18 protein-coding genes are annotated in these 17,230 nt (G+C 57.5%); 12 read left to right on the top strand and 6 right to left on the bottom strand.

Features of this window, described 5'->3' with window-relative positions; all coding sequences use genetic code 11:
• Positions 1 to 230 precede the first annotated feature (230 nt).
• Entirely contained in the window at positions 231 to 746 is a 516-nt protein-coding gene (locus AACZ19_RS07140; protein ID WP_339632421.1) for a hypothetical protein, read from the bottom strand.
• A 410-nt stretch (positions 747 to 1,156) separates the two neighbouring features.
• Here AACZ19_RS07140 and AACZ19_RS07135 point away from each other — a divergent pair, with 410 nt between their 5' ends.
• The 5 genes from AACZ19_RS07135 to AACZ19_RS07115 all read left to right on the top strand — a co-directional run bounded on the left by AACZ19_RS07135 (position 1,157) and on the right by AACZ19_RS07115 (position 5,285).
• Positions 1,157 to 2,167: a cysteine synthase A gene (locus tag AACZ19_RS07135; protein WP_339632419.1), complete on the top strand. Its 1,011-nt coding sequence runs from the start codon at positions 1,157 to 1,159 to the stop codon at positions 2,165 to 2,167.
• Positions 2,168 to 2,187: 20 nt separating this feature from the next.
• Entirely contained in the window at positions 2,188 to 2,901 is a 714-nt protein-coding gene (locus AACZ19_RS07130) for an alanyl-tRNA editing protein (protein WP_339632416.1), read from the top strand.
• A 55-nt stretch (positions 2,902 to 2,956) separates the two neighbouring features.
• Positions 2,957 to 3,814, top strand: a complete 858-nt coding sequence (gene sseA, locus AACZ19_RS07125) for a 3-mercaptopyruvate sulfurtransferase (RefSeq protein ID WP_339632413.1) — start codon at positions 2,957 to 2,959, stop codon at positions 3,812 to 3,814.
• A gap of 2 nt (positions 3,815 to 3,816) precedes the next feature.
• On the top strand, positions 3,817 to 4,374 hold the full coding sequence (locus AACZ19_RS07120; protein WP_339632411.1) for a GNAT family N-acetyltransferase: 558 nt from the start codon (positions 3,817 to 3,819) through the stop codon (positions 4,372 to 4,374).
• Between the two features lie 95 nt (positions 4,375 to 4,469).
• Entirely contained in the window at positions 4,470 to 5,285 is an 816-nt protein-coding gene (locus tag AACZ19_RS07115) for a hypothetical protein (protein WP_339632409.1), read from the top strand.
• 70 nt (positions 5,286 to 5,355) lie between these two features.
• Here AACZ19_RS07115 and AACZ19_RS07110 read toward each other — a convergent pair whose 3' ends face one another.
• The 4 genes from AACZ19_RS07110 to AACZ19_RS07095 all read right to left on the bottom strand — a co-directional run bounded on the left by AACZ19_RS07110 (position 5,356) and on the right by AACZ19_RS07095 (position 9,568).
• Positions 5,356 to 6,126: an amino acid ABC transporter ATP-binding protein gene (locus AACZ19_RS07110; RefSeq protein ID WP_339632407.1), complete on the bottom strand. Its 771-nt coding sequence runs from the start codon at positions 6,124 to 6,126 to the stop codon at positions 5,356 to 5,358.
• Positions 6,127 to 6,138: 12 nt separating this feature from the next.
• Positions 6,139 to 7,242, bottom strand: coding sequence for an amino acid ABC transporter permease (locus AACZ19_RS07105; RefSeq protein ID WP_339632405.1), 1,104 nt, complete (start codon positions 7,240 to 7,242; stop codon positions 6,139 to 6,141).
• A 1-nt stretch (position 7,243) separates the two neighbouring features.
• Entirely contained in the window at positions 7,244 to 8,437 is a 1,194-nt protein-coding gene (locus AACZ19_RS07100) for an amino acid ABC transporter permease (RefSeq protein WP_339632404.1), read from the bottom strand.
• Positions 8,438 to 8,551: 114 nt separating this feature from the next.
• The gene (locus AACZ19_RS07095) at positions 8,552 to 9,568 is read right to left on the bottom strand and encodes an amino acid ABC transporter substrate-binding protein (RefSeq protein WP_339632402.1); all 1,017 of its coding nucleotides are present in this window, start codon (positions 9,566 to 9,568) and stop codon (positions 8,552 to 8,554) included.
• 311 nt (positions 9,569 to 9,879) lie between these two features.
• On the opposite strand from AACZ19_RS07095, the gene metC reads away from it, so the two are divergent.
• Genes metC through modC form a run of 4 tightly spaced genes read left to right on the top strand, consistent with a single transcriptional unit; the run spans position 9,880 to position 13,277 of the window.
• A complete protein-coding gene (gene metC / locus AACZ19_RS07090; protein WP_339632400.1) occupies positions 9,880 to 11,055 on the top strand; it encodes a cystathionine beta-lyase in 1,176 nt (391 codons plus the stop codon).
• A gap of 55 nt (positions 11,056 to 11,110) precedes the next feature.
• A complete protein-coding gene (hisI, locus tag AACZ19_RS07085; protein WP_339632398.1) occupies positions 11,111 to 11,512 on the top strand; it encodes a phosphoribosyl-AMP cyclohydrolase in 402 nt (133 codons plus the stop codon).
• 2 nt (positions 11,513 to 11,514) lie between these two features.
• A complete protein-coding gene (modB, locus tag AACZ19_RS07080; protein WP_339632396.1) occupies positions 11,515 to 12,204 on the top strand; it encodes a molybdate ABC transporter permease subunit in 690 nt (229 codons plus the stop codon).
• Positions 12,204 to 13,277: a molybdenum ABC transporter ATP-binding protein gene (modC, locus tag AACZ19_RS07075; protein ID WP_339632394.1), complete on the top strand. Its 1,074-nt coding sequence runs from the start codon at positions 12,204 to 12,206 to the stop codon at positions 13,275 to 13,277. Before modB ends, modC begins: the two co-directional genes overlap by 1 nt.
• Positions 13,278 to 13,301: 24 nt before the next feature.
• Here the strand turns inward: modC and AACZ19_RS07070 are convergent, their stop codons facing one another.
• A complete protein-coding gene (locus AACZ19_RS07070) occupies positions 13,302 to 14,003 on the bottom strand; it encodes a Crp/Fnr family transcriptional regulator (protein ID WP_339632392.1) in 702 nt (233 codons plus the stop codon).
• A 152-nt stretch (positions 14,004 to 14,155) separates the two neighbouring features.
• Between AACZ19_RS07070 and paaX the strand changes: the two genes are divergently transcribed.
• From paaX to AACZ19_RS07055, 3 genes are read left to right on the top strand one after another with little or no spacing between them, the layout of a single operon-like run.
• Complete coding sequence (gene paaX / locus AACZ19_RS07065) at positions 14,156 to 15,088, top strand: phenylacetic acid degradation operon negative regulatory protein PaaX (protein WP_339632390.1); 933 nt, start codon at positions 14,156 to 14,158, stop codon at positions 15,086 to 15,088.
• Between the two features lie 17 nt (positions 15,089 to 15,105).
• Positions 15,106 to 16,419, top strand: a complete 1,314-nt coding sequence (locus tag AACZ19_RS07060; protein WP_339632388.1) for an FAD-dependent oxidoreductase — start codon at positions 15,106 to 15,108, stop codon at positions 16,417 to 16,419.
• 3 nt (positions 16,420 to 16,422) lie between these two features.
• Positions 16,423 to 17,229, top strand: a complete 807-nt coding sequence (locus AACZ19_RS07055) for a phosphodiesterase (RefSeq protein WP_339632386.1) — start codon at positions 16,423 to 16,425, stop codon at positions 17,227 to 17,229.
• Position 17,230: the final 1 nt, after the last annotated feature.

Below are 17,230 nucleotides of genomic sequence, written 5' to 3'. Positions count from 1 at the left end.
TTCACTGAATGAGAATATCTGTATAGACGGACGTTGAAATCCGAATCAGTTTTTCGATATGTAAAGTTATTTGGTCAAATCAGATATTTTATACGATTTATAACAATGTGATGCGCAAATAAAAAGGCCCGCGAAAATTTTTTAGTTTCCGCGGGCCCAATTTCCGACTATGAGAAAAAGTCTACACTAATGTTCCCCGTCTGTCAATATATTTTCTATCTTTTAGTGTTTTATTTCGGGCATCGTCCGTAGAGTTCAAGACTGTCCAGAAGCTGTGACCGTGCGAAACCGTTCCGTTTCTGCCGTTCCCGATCGACGGTACGGAAACTTTTCCCGAACACAATTATATCCAGAACAGCCGCGACGGAAAGGCCTTCCTTCTGGGTGCTCACCGCCCAGCGCATGAACCGCCGCACGAGATCGGACTGCCGCTCCTCGATACTACCGGTGGACGGAGGGAGCGCGGAGAAGGATTGCGTTCGCATCCCGATGCCGGAAGTACGATACTGGAATCCACGGGCAATCATCTCGACCGTGCGAATCTGCTCCTCCGTCAGTATCGAATAGAATCGGGTGCCTCCCTGCTGGCATCCTCTCTGTCCGGATCGCCCGTGCGCCTCGACCTGCTGTGTGGCGCAGCGCTTTTTTATGGGTCGGGCGGGGATCGCCACCGGCAGACGAACCGCCACTTTGGGCAAGATCCGTGGTTCCCGCAAATTGCGGGGTCCGCTGTCTTCGAATGTCATATTACCTCTCAATCCCAAATATAGACTTGATTATTTCTGTTGACTGCCATCCAGCGGGGGGACGCATTCTGTCAATCCCATGCAGCCTCTGGATAGTCGGAAATCGATAACGCATACCTGATCCCGGAGCTCCCAACGCCGTGTTTCAAGTAGAGAAAGGTCAACTCCAAATCAGGTAAACCGGGTCTGCATAGTGATTTATGAAAATTAAATTTGTATAAATACAGCTTATATTATAGATGATTGATATAGTTCCGTCAATATTCTACCCCTGCTAACGCTTTTTTCAGTGCGGCGCGACCGGTACCCCGGCTGTCGTTTATTTGCGCTTCGTATCTTGACGAGCCGATGGTATATCGCCAGATTAACAGTAATACACTGGTAATCCCAAAAAACCACAGATCGGCATCATGGAAATCCGCAAAGACTTTATCGACAGCATCGGCAACACGCCCCTCATCCGCCTCACTGCCGCCTCCGAGGCGACAGGATGCGACATTTTCGGCAAGGCCGAGTTCCTCAATCCCGGCGGATCGGTCAAAGACCGTGCGGCCCTCGCCATCATCAAGGATGCCGAGGAAAAGGGCCTCCTGAAGCCCGGAGGCATGATTGTCGAGGGCACGGCGGGCAATACCGGCATCGGCCTGGCGCTGGTCGCCAACGCCAAGGGCTATAAGACCGTCATCGTCATGCCCGAAACCCAGACTGACGAGAAAAAGGCGCTGCTGCGCTATTGCGGCGTTGATCTGCGCCTGGTTCCGGCCAAACCCTACAAGGATCCGGACAACTACATCAAATATTCCGGCCGCCTGGCGGAGGAAATGGCGAAAACCCATCCGGGCGGGGTCATCTGGGCCAACCAGTTCGATAATGTGGCCAACCGTCAGGGCCATATCGACACCACGGGCCCGGAAATCTGGAACCAGACAGACGGCAAGGTGGACAGCTTTATCTGCGCGGTCGGCAGCGGTGGCACGCTGGCCGGGGTCGCGACAGCACTTCGGGCAAAGAACCCCGGCGTCAAGATCGGCCTCGCCGATCCCATGGGCGCTGCGCTCTATAATTACTACAAGAATGGCGAGATGAAATCGGAAGGCAGCTCGATCACCGAAGGTATCGGCCAGGGGCGCATTACCGCCAATCTGGAAGGGCTAGAGATCGACTTCCCGTACCAGATCGACGATGTGGAAGCCCTCGATGTGCTCTATGACCTTAATATCCATGAGGGCCTGCAAATGGGCCTCTCTACCGGAATCAATGTCGCCGGGGCGATTCGCATGGCCAGGGACATGGGGCCCGGACATACCATTGTCACGGTTCTCTGCGATACCGCGCAAAAGTACTTTAGCAAACTGATGGACGTTGATATGCTTCGGCAAAAGAACCTGCCGGTGGCCCCCTGGTTGTCCGGCGCGCGCTAACCAACGATCCGGAGCCAGCAATGACAACACCGCTATTTCGCGACGACGCCTATCTGACCCGAACGGCGGCGGTGGTCACCGGCGTGACTGACCGCGGCGGCATCCTTCTCGACCAGACCGTTTTCTATCCGACCGGCGGCGGCCAGCCCGGTGACAAGGGAACGCTGACCCTCGGCGATGGCACGGTGATCGAGATTGCCACGGCGGTAAAGGGCGACACCCCGGATGAGATCGTTCATGTCCCGGCGGAAGGCAGCCCCCTTCCCGAGGTCGGTGCCAACGTCACCGCCGAGATTGACTGGGACACCCGCCACCGCCTGATGCGCATGCATAGCTGCCTGCATCTCCTTTCTGCCGTGCTCCCCTATCCGGTGACCGGCGGGCAAGTCTCCGACGGCAAGGGACGGCTTGATTTCGACCTGCCCGAGGCGACCCTCGACAAGGAGGAGATCACGGCGGAACTTAACCGGATAATTGGCGAAAATCTTACGCTGACCAGCGACTGGATCAGCGAGGAGGAGCTCGACGCCCAGCCCGAGCTTGTAAAAACCATGTCTGTCCAGCCGCCGCGCGGGGCCGGGAAAATCCGGCTGATCAAGGTGGCTGACGTCGATTTGCAGCCCTGCGGCGGCACCCATGTCCGCAACACATCCGAGATCGGTGCCGTCCGGGTCAGAAAAATTGAAAAGAAGGGTCGGCAAAACCGACGGGTATCGCTAGAATTCGCAGAATAGTAAACAGGAACCGATAACTCGCAGGGGTCCCGCAAGAAAGCGTGGAAGAAGCAATATGTCCTATGTAAACCCAACCTCTCTCGTCTCCACCGACTGGCTGGCAGAGCATATGGAGGCGCCCGATGTGCGCGTTGTCGATGCCTCCTGGCACATGCCGGCAACCGGGCGCGATCCCCGCGCCGAATATGAGGCCGAGCATATTCCGGGCGCCGTCTTCTTCGATATCGACGAGATAGCCGATACCGACAATCCCCTCCCGCATATGGTGCCAAGCCCGGAAAAATTTTCGAGCCGCATGCGCAAGCTGGGTCTTGGTGATGGCAACCGCATCGTGATCTACGATACACTCGGCATTGTCAGTGCGGCGCGCGCCTGGTGGCTGTTGCGCCTGTTCGGTCATCAGGATGTCGCCATTCTCGACGGTGGCCTGCCGAAATGGAAGACGGAGGGGCGACCGGTCAGCGATGCCCCCGTCAAACCGGCGGAACGCCATTTCACCGCCCGCATCAACAGCTTCCTGCTGCGCGAGAAGGACCAGATCGCTCGCAATATCGGCATGGCACGGGAGCAGGTTGTCGATGCCCGCTCCGCCGGACGCTTCACCGCAGATGAGCCGGAACCGCGTGAGGGATTGCGCGGCGGCCATATCCCCGGATCGCTCAACCTGCCCTTCACCGAACTATTCAACAGGGACGACGGAACCCTGCAAGATGCCGAGGCCCTTCGTACAATTTTTGATAGATCAGGCATTGACTTTAAGAAACCGGTAATTACCTCTTGTGGGTCAGGCGTGACGGCATGTGTGCTTGCTTTCGGCCTGCATTTACTGGGCCATCACCGGGTCGCCGTTTATGACGGTTCCTGGACCGAATGGGCTCTTGACGAAGATCAGCCTGTCGATACCGGAACGTAGCCATGTCTCTGAAACGTCCTCCCAAGCCGACCCCTGAGGGCAGATGGCCTGTGACGATCACCTTTCTTGAAATGACGGAGCGGGGAACCGCTGCCCCGCCGCCTCCACCCGCCACGCCCCATGCCATCATCCGGGCGGAAAATCCCACCATCTCCTTTTATCGCTTTCTCTACGATACGGTCGGGCGGGACTGGGGCTGGGTCGACCGCAAGCGGATTTCCGATGATGAGCTCGCGGAAATCCTCGCCCATGCGGGAACGGAACTCTATGTGCTCTATATGGAAGGCGTGCCCGCGGGTTTCGTCGAGATCAACAGCGCCGATCTGCCGGAGGCGGTTGATATCGCCTATTTCGGGATCATGCCGGAATTCATCGGACGCAAACTCGGCCCCTGGTTCCTGAACTGGGCGTTGGAGCAGGCCTGGTTCAAGGAGCCGGAGAAGGTCACCATCAACACCTGCACCCTCGATCATCCCAAGGCCCTGCCGATGTATCAGCGCGCCGGGTTCGAGCCGATCCGCCGCCGGGAAGTCGAGATCGAGCCCATCGAGGAAGCCTGATCGCGAAGACGTGACGTGGCGAGTACATTGACCGGCGCGCCGTATCAGTTTATCCTGATATATATGTCCGCCCTTCATACTGCGGGAGACTTCCGATGACATCGCCGAACAAACATCTACGCCTGTCCCTTTTTACCGCTGCCGCCCTGACTGGGGCAATGGCCGCCTCTCCGGCTCTCGCCGCACCGCAGATTCTTGCGGTCGCCCAGACGGATCTGGCGCTTCCCGTCACCTGTGAGCGCGGGGAATGCACTGTGGAGCTGACCACTATCTGCCTGCAGGAGCATCGCGCCTCCCCCAATCCCGGCGCAAAATATTACGTGCATGGCGACCGTTTTTTCGACCTGACCGGCACCACGCCCGCCGGGCAGGAAATCTCCCTCGCCCATCTGCCGGTGTCGATAACAGCCGCGCGCGGCCATAGCGCCGTCCGCCTCACCTTCCGTGAAACGGAGCTGAACAAATACGGCCCGCTCGCGGTCAGTATTGCCGTGCCGGAGAACCTCTCGCTCGTCCCGCTCCCCATAGAGAATGACGTGGACCCGCAGACGGAGGAGGATATCCTGCTCGCCACCGGCCCCTTGCGCGAGGCCGCCACGCAGCTCGTTGACCGCGACACCAACAAGAAGGGCGCCGCCGAGCTGATCAGTCAGGCCATCAACCGCCTGCCGGAACGGGGGCGCGCAAGCGATGAGATCCGCGACGCCGCCCGGGCCGGCTTTCATTCCGTCAGCAGCCGCTCCGGCTTCGAGGCTAGCGCAAAAGATAACGCAAATGCCGTCGTCCGGGACTGTTATGAAAGCACCGCCGCCGGCAGCCTCAGCTTCCGCGGCTGTTTGGGAAGCTGGCACGACCGGATGATCGGCAAACTCAACACGAAGTACTGGAAATCCCTCGGCGCGGGGAGCTAGGCCCCAACCTTAGCGGACACAAAAAAGCCCGGTAAAATCACCGGGCTTTTTCTTTTGTCTGAACGACTTATCAACCGTTGTGGAGAATCTGGCTGAGGAATAGCTTGGTCCGTTCGCTTTGCGGGTTCTCGAAAAATTCCTGCGGCGGGGCCTGCTCGATAATCTCGCCAGCGTCCATGAATAGCACCCGGTCGGCGACCGTCTTGGCGAAGCCCATTTCATGGGTCACGCAGATCATGGTCATGCCTTCCTCGGCGAGGCTGATCATCGTATCAAGCACTTCCGAGATCATTTCCGGGTCCAGAGCCGAAGTTGGCTCATCGAACAGCATGATGCGCGGGTTCATGCAGAGCGAGCGGGCAATCGCCACGCGCTGCTGCTGACCACCGGAAAGCTGGCCCGGATATTTCATCGCCTGCTCGGGGATTTTTACCCGCTCCAGGAACTTCATTGCCGTTGCCTCGGCTTCCGCCTTTGGCGTCTTGCGCACCCAGATCGGTGCCAGCGTGCAGTTCTCCAGAACCGTCAGATGCGGGAACAGGTTGAAATGCTGGAAAACCATGCCCACCTCGCGGCGGATTTCATCGATTTTCTTCACATCACTCGTCAGCTCGATCCCGTCGACGATGATCTGGCCCTGCTGATGCTCTTCCAGCCGGTTGATACAGCGGATCATCGTTGACTTACCGGAACCGGACGGCCCGCAGACAACAATTTTCTCACCCCGCTCAACACTCAGGTTGATGTCTTTCAGGACATGGAAATCCCCATACCATTTGTGCATCCCGATAATCTGGATGGCAACATCGCTTTGTTCTTGAGTCATGGCAGCTTCGCTCATATTTCCGCCCTCCTATCTTTTATGACCGGTATGGAGCTTGTTCTCCAACCAGATGCTATAACGTGACATCCCGAAACAGAAGACCCAGAAAGTGGCGGCCACGAAGACATAGCCTTCGGTCGCCATTCCGACCCATTCCTTATCCGTTGTGCCGGCCTTGACAATACTCAACAGATCCAACAGCCCGATGATCAGCACCAGCGTCGTATCCTTGAACAGGCCGATGAAGGTGTTGACGATAGAGGGAATCGAAATCTTGAGCGCCTGCGGCAGGACAATCAGCCCCATCGACTGCCAGTAGCCGAGGCCGAGCGAGTTTGCCGCCTCCGTCTGACCCTTGCCGATGGCCTGCAGACCGCCGCGCACCACCTCGGCCATATAGGCCGCGGAGAAGAGCGACATGCCGACGAGCGCCCGGATGAGCTTGTCGAAATTCACCCCTTCCGGCAAAAACAGCGGCAACATGACCGAGGCCATGAACAGCACCGTAATCAGCGGCACCCCGCGGATCAGCTCGATAAAGCCGACGCAAAGCATCCGCACGATCGGCATGGTCGATCGCCGTCCAAGTGCCAGTACGATCCCAAGCGGCAGAGCCACAAAGATCGAGACAGAGGCCAGCACCAGGGTCAGGAACAATCCGCCCCACTGCGAGGTTTCGACTTCCGGTAATCCGAAATAGCCACCGTAGAACAGGAAGTAGCAGGCAACCGGCACGACAACGAACGTATAGATCGCCGGCCATTTCTTGTTCTTGACCACATCCGAGAGAACCGTGAACAGGCCGATCGCCGCCAGAACATAGCCGACATCGACGCGCCAGCGTTCCTCCACCGGGTAAAAGCCGTACATGATCTGACCCCAGCGGGCCTTGATAAAGACCCAGCAGGCGCCGCTGCCCGTGCAGTCATCGCGGGTTTCACCGACGAAGTTCGCATTGATAAAGGCGTAGGAAACGATCGCACTGAGCGCCCACCAGACCACATAAATCGAGACGACGGTCAGAAGGGTATTCAACGGGCTCGAAAACAGATTCTCCCGCATCCAGCCGATAACACCGGTCTGTGAGACAGGGGGCGGCATATCCGCATGGCGTTGTGTTTTGACTATTGCCATCTTATCTCTCCACCAATGCTATGCGCTTGTTATACCAGTTCATAAACATCGAAATCAGGAGGCTTATGGAAAGGTAGAACAACATCGTTATCAGAATCACCTCGATCGCCTGACCGGTCTGGTTCAGCGAGGTTCCGGCGAAGATTGCCGTAATATCCGCATACCCGATGGCGGTCGCGAGCGAGGAGTTTTTCGTCAGGTTCAGATACTGGCTTGTCAGAGGCGGAACGATCACCCGAAGCGCCTGTGGCAGGATCACCAGCCGCATCGTGAAGCTGCCCCGGATCCCGAGGGAATGCGCCGCCTCCGTCTGGCCGTGGCTGACCGAGTTGATACCGGAGCGGACAATTTCCGCGATGAAGGCACCGGTGTAGATTGCCAGTCCGAGCAGCAACGCCAGGAATTCCGGTTCAAGCGACCAGCCGCCGGTTATGCTGAACCGGCCGAATTCCGGATAACTGATCGTAAAGGGCCCGCCCATGATGAGCGAGGCAATTACCGGCAGGATGATAATCAGGCCGACGCTGGTCCAGAACACAGGGAATATCTGTCCTGTCAGATCCTGGCGCTTGCGGGCCCATTTACCAATCACCACCGAAGCGACGATCGCGACCAACAGCGCCACCGGAATAAGCCAGAACCCGGTAGACGGGATAATTGCCGGGAAATTCACCCCGCGGTTATTGATGAAAAAGTTGTTGCCGATCGACATGCTGTCCCCGACAAGCGGCAAGACGGACAACACCGCGAAGTACCAGAACATCAGCTGCACCAGCAGCGGAATGTTGCGGATTACCTCGATATAGACGGCGGCGATCTTGTTGACGACCCAGTTTTTCGACAGGCGCAGGACGCCGAAGATGAATCCGATGAGGGTCGCGAGGAAAATGCCGGAGATTGAAACGGCGAGGGTATTGATAATGCCGATGATCAGAACATCAAGATGGGTCGATGTCTGGCTGCTGTAATCCATCAGGAGGACAATGCCGATGCCAAATCCCGAAGGCTGGCTCAGAAATCCAAATCCGGAGGCGATGCCACGTTTCTCCAGATTGACCGCCGTGTTGTGGCTGACATAGGCGACGAAGAGAATAAATAGCGCGATTACGACAATCTGGTAGAAAATTGCCCGGTATCGCGGGTCTCGAAATTTGCTAAGTTTGGCAACTTCAAGATCAGCTGCTTCTGCCGTCATAAACTACTCCTCCCCAAGGATTGTTAAGACTACGGCTGTTAAAAAGCAAAAGGAGTGTATGTCCGGTTAAAACAGGCCATACACTCCTTTCACATAATCGCTATGACTTCTTACTTAGCGAAGCGGTGGTGCGTAGAGAATGCCTCCCTTGCTCCACTGCTGGTTCAGTCCCCGATCGATGTTCAGAGGCGTTCCCTCACCAAGATTGCGGGCAAAGACTTCACCATAGTTGCCGACATTCGCGATGATGTTGTAGGCCCAGTCGTTATCAAGGCGCAGCTGCTGGCCCAGATCACCGGAAACACCAAGGATACGTTGAATGCTTGGGTTTTCGCTATCTGACTTCAGCGATTCGACATTCTCCGACGTGATGTTCAGCTCTTCCCCTTCGATCATCGCGTTCAACGTCCAGCGGGCAATGTCGCCCCATTCGTTGTCGCCGTGGCGTACAAGCGGGCCGAGCGGCTCTTTCGAGATGATTTCCGGAAGAATGACATGCTCTGATGGATCAGCGATCACAGAGCGCTGTGCATAAAGACCGGACGCATCCGTTGTATACACGTCGCAGGTATCTTTCAGATATGCTTCACGCACTTCATCGGCGGTGTCGAAAACGACTGAGTCGTATTTCATGCCATTGGCCGTGAAATAGTCGGCGAGGTTAAGTTCCGTCGTCGTACCGGACTGCACGCAAACACGAGCACCGTCCAGTTCCTTGGCGGATTTAACGCCGAGCGCCTTTTTGACCATGAAGCCCTGACCGTCATAGTAGTTGACGCCAACGAATTCAAAGCCGAGGTTCACATCGCGGCTGAAGGTCCAGGTTGTGTTCCGGGCCAGCACATCGATTTCACCGGACTGAAGTGCGGTAAAACGCTCCTTCGCGGTTGTCGGCGTGTATTTGACTTTGTCGGGGTCCCCGAAGATAGCGGCCGACATCGCGCGGCAGAAATCCACGTCAAAGCCTTCCCACTGACCTTCGTTATTCGGCGCGGCAAAGCCGGCGAGACCGGTTGTAACACCGCACTGGATGAAGCCTTTGGCTTTCACATCGTCCAATGTGGCTGCGGTTGCCGCTGTCGCCATAAAAGTCGCTGCTGTTGCGACAGCAATAAAACTCGCTTTTTTCATGAAATGACCTTCCTGTCCATTGATTATTAGTCAATATTTGTCTGGTAAATCACATGCTTCTCTTAAGGTGTTAACCTTATTTCTGAGCATTCTCGTGAATTACATTTGAAAGTCATGATTTAAATTATCATGACCTCCTAAGTGTTTGACGATAGTATTTTTGTTCCTTGCGTCAATGTAAAATATGCTGCGCTTGCGAAAAAATATTGAATTTGACTGTCTCAGCCCGGAATTTTACCCCTTTTAAGTTCCCGGCGCTTCCTATATTCAACAGGAATTAGAAAAATACAGAAACTACAGGTTATACTGCCATGAAAGATGAAACAAAGATTGTTGTCGCCGGTCGGGATCCGGAGTCAAATTACGGCATCGTTAACGTGCCGGTCTATCATGCCTCGACCGTTCTTTTTCCGTCATTGAAAGCCAGAAAGGAAGCTCATGCTGCCCGCGCCGCCGGGGAGCGGATTGTCTCCTACGGCCGGATCGGCACACCGACCACCTGGTCGCTGGAAGACGCCGTTGCGGAACTGGAAGGCGGATATCGAGCCCAGGTTTTCCCGTCCGGCATGGCGGCCTGCGCGAATGCGATTCTTGCCTTTGTCAAGGCGGGCGATCATATCCTGATGCTTGATACAGTCTATAGCCCTGTCCGGTCTTTCTGTGACGGATACCTGAAACGTTTCGGGGTCGAGACAACCTATTACGATCCGCAAATCGGCGCCGGTATAGCCGAACTGATCCGCCCCAATACCCGCCTCGTCTATGTCGAGGCGCCGGGCTCCCTGACCTTCGAAATGCAGGACATCCCGGCCATCGCGGACGTAGCGCACTCAAGGGATGCGCTGGTGGTGATGGACAATACATGGGCCTCCCCGCTGTTCTTCAAACCGTTCGAACATGGCGTCGATATCTCGGTCCAGGCGGGCACGAAATATATCGTCGGTCATAGCGATGTGATGATCGGTCTTGTGACGACGACGAAGGACTGCTGGCCGGTCCTGCAGAAGGGCGCAAATCTGCTCGGGCAGACGACCGGGCCCGACGATGCCTATCTCGCGCAACGCGGCATCCGCACCCTCGCCGTGCGCCTGAAACAACATATGGAAAACGGTATCGCCATTGCCGAATGGTTGAAGGGCCGCGATGAGGTGGCAGCGGTTTTCCACCCCGCCCTGCCGGACGATCCGGGTCATGCAATCTGGAAGCGCGACTTCCTTGGCGCCTCCGGACTATTCTCTTTCCGACTTCATGAAGTTTCCGAGGACGCGCTCGCCGCCTTTATGGATCATCTGGAATTTTTCGGCATGGGATCTTCCTGGGGCGGGTATGAAAGCCTGATCCTGCCCGCCGACCCGACGGGCGTCCGGACGGCGACCCAATGGGACAATACTAATCCGCTGATCCGGATCCATGTCGGGCTGGAATCGGTTGATGACCTGCTTGACGACCTGAAAGCCGGTTTTGATCGGTTGAACGCGGCGAAATAGAGAAAATTTTACGAATCGGTGACAATGATTCGCAAATTCAGAGCAAGGATTCAGGATGAACAACGACATTCTTGACAAGATCGCCTTCGACTCGACCGGACTGGTCCCGGCCATCGCGCAACAGCATGATAGTGGTGAAGTGCTGATGATGGCCTGGATGAACGCCGACGCGGTCCTCGCGACACTGGTGGAAGGGCAAGTCTGCTACTGGTCGCGCTCACGCGGTAAGCTGTGGCGCAAGGGCGAATCCTCCGGCCATGTGCAGCGGCTTGTCGATTTTCGCATAGATTGCGATGGCGACACATTACTGCTGCTGGTCGATCAGACCGGTGTCGCCTGCCACACCGGACGCCATAACTGCTTCTTCACCGCCATTCGCGACGGCGAAACCGAGATCATTAGCGAGGTCGAGGTCCCGCCGGAGGAAATGTACGGGGATAAGTCCAAAGGATCATGAGCATGTCATCGGCGGAGCTGGAAATCGTCATGCTTTCCCTGAAAGTCGCTCTCTGGTGCGTCGGTCTGTCCCTGTTGCCCGCGCTCCTGGTCGCCTGGCTGCTGGCGCGGCGGGACTTTTACGGAAAAACCCTGCTCAATGTGCTGGTGCATCTGCCGATTGTCCTGCCGCCGGTGGTCGTCGGCTATTTCCTGCTAGTGATGCTCGGCAATCGCGGGCTGATCGGTGGCTGGTTGCAGGATACCTTTGGCCTGTCGCTGATTTTCAACTGGAAAGGCGTTGTTGCCGCCACCGCCGTGATGGCCTTTCCCTTTATCGTCCGTTCCATCCGCCAGGCGATCGAGGCGGTCGATGCGAATCTTGAAGTCGCCGCCCTTACCCTCGGCCGCTCGCCTGTCATGGTGTTCCTGACCATCACCCTGCCGCTGATCCTGCCGGGCATCCTCGCGGGCGCAACCCTCGGCTTTGCGCGGGCTCTCGGCGAGTTCGGCGCGACCATCACCTTTGTCGCCAATATCCCCGGCCAGACACAGACCCTGCCGCTCGCAATCTATTCGCTGCTACAAGTGCCGGGCGGAGAAAGCGCTGTCTGGCGGCTGGTCATCCTCTCTGTCCTGATCGCGTTCGGGGCGATTGCACTTTCCGAATGGCTGAGCCGCCGGTCGGCGAAACTGCTGGAGGGGCGTGACTGATGCTCGACATCCGGCTCAAGAAGACGCTTGGCGGCTTTCATACCAGCGCAGAATTCAAGGCAGAGCCCGGCCTGACCGCCGTTTTCGGCCCCTCCGGCGCGGGCAAGACGATGCTGGCCAAGATGCTGGCCGGGCTCATCACCCCCGACGAAGGCCGCATCGAGATCGACGGCCGGACGCTGTTTGACACGGCCAAGGGGATCAACTTGCCCGTCCATCAGCGCCATGTCGGTTTTGTCTTTCAGGAACATCGCCTGTTCCCCCATTATTCTGTGCGCGGCAATCTGACCTATGGCACGCGTCGGCCATCGCGCGGCAGCACTCCCATTACCTTCGACAAGGTGGTGGACATCCTCGGGATTGGTCCGCTTCTGGATCGCAAGCCCGCTGCCCTCTCCGGCGGGGAGCGCCAGCGGGTCGCTATCGGGCGGGCGCTGCTCAGCAATCCGAAACTGCTGATCATGGACGAGCCGCTGTCCAGCCTGGATGCGGGCCGCAAGGCGGAAATCCTGCCCCTGATCGAGGCGCTGAAATCGGAATTCGGCCTGACCACTCTTTATATCTCCCATTCGATCGAGGAAATTGCCCGCCTCGCCGATACCATTGTGCTGCTCGACAAGGGGATATTGAAGGCGGCGGGACCGGCGGCGGAGATTTTTAGCCGCCTTGACCTGATCCCCTATGCCGGCGGCTATGACGCGGGCACGATCGTGGAGGCAACGGTCATCGATTATGAACCCGGACATCATCTCCTCACATTAGAGACGACGGGCGGCGGGCGGCTCTATCTGACAGGCACCGCACGGGAGCCCGGCACGGGGCTCCGCCTGCGCGTCCGCGCCCGCGATGTGGCGCTCGCCAAATCAGAGCCGAAGTCCCTCTCCATCCTCAACCGGTTCAAGGGAAAGGTCGTCGATCACTGCGCCGGGAGCCAGGGCATGGAGGAGATTCTGCTCGATGTCGGCTTCCCACTGACCGCACGGATCACCCGCCGCTCGTTCGAGGAAATGAAACTTAAAAAGGAAACGCCAGTCTGGGCGCTGGTCAAATCCGTCACCATCAGCCAGAGCTGAGACCCACCGGATTTAATCAGAATATCAGCGCCCGCTCTGACCCGAGGTCATGGCCAGTGTCTTGATATAATCCTCAATCGCGCCCTTATCCTTTAAGTAAAGCGTCTTGCCCTTTTTCAGCACCATGCCCTCGTGGGAAAGCTGACCCAGCACACGGGCCACGGTTTCGCGCGTCGTCGAGACGCGGCTGGCAATCACGCTCTGGGTCGGCATCGGGTAGATCAGCCAGCTGTTCGCTGTCACCGGATCCGGCTCCGCCATGCGCAGGAGTTCCTGGCACACCCGCTGCACCGCGCCGAGGGTGGAAAGGTCGAGAATACGGTCGTCATTGATGCGGATGATCCGCACCAGCCGTTGCAGCACCGACATCATGATCGCCGGATTCTGCATGAGAAGTTCCTGAAACAATTCCGGGCTCAGGCTGGCGAGAAGGCAGCGCGTATTCGCCACCACATTGGCCGAGCGCGCATGGCCGTCAATCGCCGACAGTTCGCCGAAATACTGTCCTTCCCCGACGGAAGCATAGGTCACTTCGCGGCCCGAAACGCCATAATTCACGATATTGACGCTGCCCTCGACAACGAAAAACATGTCGCGGCTGTCGGTCGACCGCTCCAGTATCTGTTCATTCGCGCCAAAAGTCCGCCAGGCGCATTTGCTGGCGATACCTGCCCGCTCCTGCGGCGTCAGCTCTTTGAGCAATTCTATCTTGTCGAGATTCTGCATATCACCCGGACGGTCGTCCCCCTTGTCCCTCGCGATCGGATAAGACTATAAAGGATAAAGAGAAAAATCCAAATAGTAAGCTAAGGGATTAAGGTGGCGCAACCAAATGGGAACCGGAACAGGGTATTCTGTCCTTTGCAGCGGGGGGCCGCATGAGCAAGCCCGCATCGGCAGACACCCTGATCACGCCATTGTTCAATAAGCTGGACCTGAAGGCGAAATCCCTGCTGGTCACTGTGTGGGGCGACTGTGTCGCGCCGCATGGCGGCACCGTCTGGCTCGGTAGTCTGATCCAGCTCGTCGCGGCGCTGGGGCTGAATGAGCGAGTGGTACGCACCGCCGTCTTCCGATTGCAAAAAGACGGCATTCTCTCCTCTGAGCAAGTCGGGCGGCGCAGCTACTACAGCCTGACGCAATCGGGCAAGCATCGCTTTGCCGAAGCGACGCACCGAATCTATGCAAGCGAAGATATTCCGTGGAATGGAAACTGGCTGCTGCTGTTCGTCGCCCGGCGACGCATAAGTGATGCGGACCGCCGCCATCTGGAAACCGCGCTCGGCTGGCTCGGGTTCGGCGATCTCGGCGCCGGTGTCCATGCCCATCCGACGGCAACCAAGGACAGCGTCGAGACATTGCTGCAGGATCTCGATCTTTCCGGCAAGGTGACAATCCTGAGCGGAAAGGGCCTCGCGGATACCCCCTTTGATACGCCAGACATCCTCGTTGCGAAAGGCTGGAACCTGGAAAGCCTGGAGGCGGATTACGACCGCTTTATCGGCCATTTCAGTAAATTCGCCGCGGCGGATATGGATGCGTCGGCCGTTGATGAAAAAAAATGTTTTATCATTCGCAGCCTCTTGGTGCATGATTACAGGCGGGTCCTCTTGCGGGACCCGATGCTGCCGGCGGAACTGTTGCCCGCCGGCTGGAACGGCAACCGGGCCCGGGCGCTGTTTCAGGAAATCTACCGCCGCGTCTGGGAGGGTGCGGAACAACATTTGATGACTGTGCTTGAAAATGAGACAGGAAAACTCCCGCCTGCCCCGGAAGAGTTCTACCGGCGTTTTGGCGGCCTGAAACGATAACAAAACGAGTATAAAAAATGGCAGGGTTAAAGATTTGTATTGTCGGCTCGGGACCGGCAGGGATGTACACGGCAGGCGCCATCGTCAAGAAAAACCCCGATTGCGTAATAGATATCCTCGATAAACTGGCGACGCCTTACGGGCTGGTCCGCGCCGGGGTCGCGCCGGATCACCAGACCACAAAAGCCGTCACCCGCGCCTATGACAAGGTGATGGGAAACGCCAATGTCCGCTTCGTCGGCAATATCGGCCTCGGCACCGATATCCCGCTGGATCGTCTCCGGGCATTCTACGATGTCGTGGTGATCGCGACCGGGACTCCGAAGGACCGTAGCCTCGGCATCCCCGGCGAAGAGAAGGAAGGTGTTTTCGGCGCGCAGGTCTTCGTCTATTGGTATAACGCCCATCCGGAATTTCGTGACGCGGTGCCCAATCTCGATATCGACACCGCCGTCGTCATCGGCAACGGCAATGTGGCCCTTGATGTCGCGCGAATCCTGATGCGCACGGAAAACGAGATGGTCACCTCCGATCTCGCCGAACATGCGGCCAGCGAGATTTTCAAAAGCCCGCTCAAGCGCGTGCATGTGGTCGGGCGGCGGGCGCCGGAGAATGCGCAGTTCTCTTCCAAGGAACTCGGGGAGTTTGCCGAGCTGACCTCGGCCACCACCTATACGGACAAGTCCGTGCTGCCGGACGGTTTCACCTCGGATGACAAGAAAGAGGAAAAGGTCGTCAACACCAACCTCGACCTCCTCCGCAGTTTCGAGCATATCCGCCCCGGCATCGAGGGGCGCTCCATCCATCTCGATTTTCTCGCGAGCCCGGTTGAGATTCTCGGAGATAACGCCATCACCGGTGTCCGGTTCGAGCGCAACAAGATCGTCGATGGCAAGGCCGCCGGCACCGGCGAGACCTATGAGATCGACTGCCAGCTTCTGGTTTCCTGCATCGGCTATGAGATGGGCATTCTGGAAGGGCTGCCCGTGGAAAAAGGCATCGTCAAGAATGACGAGGGACGCGTCGCCGACGGCCTCTATGTGGTCGGCTGGGCCAAGCGCGGCCCCTCCGGCACCATCGGCACCAACCGCATCGACAGCCAGAATGTGGTGGAGCGGATGATGGCGGATTTTGAGGGCGGCGGCGATCCCGCAAAGAAAGGCCCGGCGGATCTTGACGCCTGGTGTGCGGAAAAGGGCATCCATGCGGTTTCCTTCGACGACTGGAAAAGGATCGATGCGGCAGAGATCGCGCGCGGCGGCGAAAAATCACCGCGGCGGAAATTCGTCCGAACCCGTGATATGCTCTCCATTGTGAAGGAAAAAGGATAATCCATGCTGATCGCGCAGCTCAGTGATACCCATGTCGCCGTCCCGGAAGATGAATTCGCCAAGCTTTACCATCCGGCGGAGAAACTGCGCAACGCCGTCCGTCACGTAAACGAAAGCGTCAACCGCCCCGACATCGTCTTCCTCACCGGCGACCTCGTGAACAGCGCCAAGGCGGAGGAATATGTGATTCTCAAGGAGATTGTCGCGGAATTCGAGATGCCGGTTTATCTGATGCCCGGCAATCATGATGACTGCACGCTCCTGCGCAAGGCGTTTCCCGAGCATGACTACCTGCCCTCGTCCGGCACGCTCAACTATGTGGTCGATGGCTGGCCGATCAAGCTGATCGCGCTGGACACCAACATCCATGGCAAACCGCAGGGCCACCTTGGCGAAGCGCAGCTTGCCTGGCTGGAGGAGGAAATCAGCAAGGAGGCCGCGCGCGCCGTTGTCATCCTCCTGCATCATCCGCCGTTCAAGACGGGCCTCGTCAGCATGGACGAGATGGGCCTGCTGGATATGGAAGACTTCGTTGATGTGCTCAGCCGTTATGATCATATTGAGCGGGTGCTCTGCGGGCATATACACCGGGCCATCCAGAAACTGGCGGGCGGCACACTGGTCCAGACCTGCCCCTCCACTTCGCATCAGGTGCGGCTGCTGTTGGGTGAGAACAACGAACTCGGCACCGTGTTCGAGCCGCCGGAATATCTCCTGCATTACTGGAATGAAGAAAGCGGCCTCGTCACCCATAGCGACTATGTCAAGGACTATGACATCGCCTGGACCCTGAAGGACGGCGTGAAATAGC

It is taken from the genome of uncultured Sneathiella sp., from assembly GCF_963973085.1.
Lineage (GTDB): Bacteria > Pseudomonadota > Alphaproteobacteria > Sneathiellales > Sneathiellaceae > Sneathiella.
Note: the sequence above shows the minus strand (reverse complement) of the source record. Positions and strands in the feature narration are given on the sequence as shown.

Excerpts from the sequence above, each read along its gene's own strand:
- AACZ19_RS07100 (WP_339632404.1), bottom strand. The coding sequence starts at position 8,437 with ATGACGGCAGAAGCAGCTGATCTTGAAGTTGCCAAACTTAGCAAATTT.
- AACZ19_RS07070 (WP_339632392.1), bottom strand. The coding sequence starts at position 14,003 with ATGCAGAATCTCGACAAGATAGAATTGCTCAAAGAGCTGACGCCGCAG.
- AACZ19_RS07115 (WP_339632409.1), top strand. The coding sequence starts at position 4,470 with ATGACATCGCCGAACAAACATCTACGCCTGTCCCTTTTTACCGCTGCC.
- AACZ19_RS07060 (WP_339632388.1), top strand. The coding sequence starts at position 15,106 with ATGGCAGGGTTAAAGATTTGTATTGTCGGCTCGGGACCGGCAGGGATG.
- AACZ19_RS07135 (WP_339632419.1), top strand. The coding sequence starts at position 1,157 with ATGGAAATCCGCAAAGACTTTATCGACAGCATCGGCAACACGCCCCTC.
- AACZ19_RS07140 (WP_339632421.1), bottom strand. The coding sequence starts at position 746 with ATGACATTCGAAGACAGCGGACCCCGCAATTTGCGGGAACCACGGATC.
- modB (WP_339632396.1), top strand. The coding sequence starts at position 11,515 with ATGTCATCGGCGGAGCTGGAAATCGTCATGCTTTCCCTGAAAGTCGCT.
- AACZ19_RS07130 (WP_339632416.1), top strand. The coding sequence starts at position 2,188 with ATGACAACACCGCTATTTCGCGACGACGCCTATCTGACCCGAACGGCG.
- modC (WP_339632394.1), top strand. The coding sequence starts at position 12,204 with ATGCTCGACATCCGGCTCAAGAAGACGCTTGGCGGCTTTCATACCAGC.
- sseA (WP_339632413.1), top strand. The coding sequence starts at position 2,957 with ATGTCCTATGTAAACCCAACCTCTCTCGTCTCCACCGACTGGCTGGCA.
- hisI (WP_339632398.1), top strand. The coding sequence starts at position 11,111 with ATGAACAACGACATTCTTGACAAGATCGCCTTCGACTCGACCGGACTG.
- AACZ19_RS07095 (WP_339632402.1), bottom strand. The coding sequence starts at position 9,568 with ATGAAAAAAGCGAGTTTTATTGCTGTCGCAACAGCAGCGACTTTTATG.
- AACZ19_RS07105 (WP_339632405.1), bottom strand. The coding sequence starts at position 7,242 with ATGGCAATAGTCAAAACACAACGCCATGCGGATATGCCGCCCCCTGTC.
- AACZ19_RS07110 (WP_339632407.1), bottom strand. The coding sequence starts at position 6,126 with ATGAGCGAAGCTGCCATGACTCAAGAACAAAGCGATGTTGCCATCCAG.
- AACZ19_RS07055 (WP_339632386.1), top strand. The coding sequence starts at position 16,423 with ATGCTGATCGCGCAGCTCAGTGATACCCATGTCGCCGTCCCGGAAGAT.
- metC (WP_339632400.1), top strand. The coding sequence starts at position 9,880 with ATGAAAGATGAAACAAAGATTGTTGTCGCCGGTCGGGATCCGGAGTCA.
- AACZ19_RS07120 (WP_339632411.1), top strand. The coding sequence starts at position 3,817 with ATGTCTCTGAAACGTCCTCCCAAGCCGACCCCTGAGGGCAGATGGCCT.
- paaX (WP_339632390.1), top strand. The coding sequence starts at position 14,156 with ATGAGCAAGCCCGCATCGGCAGACACCCTGATCACGCCATTGTTCAAT.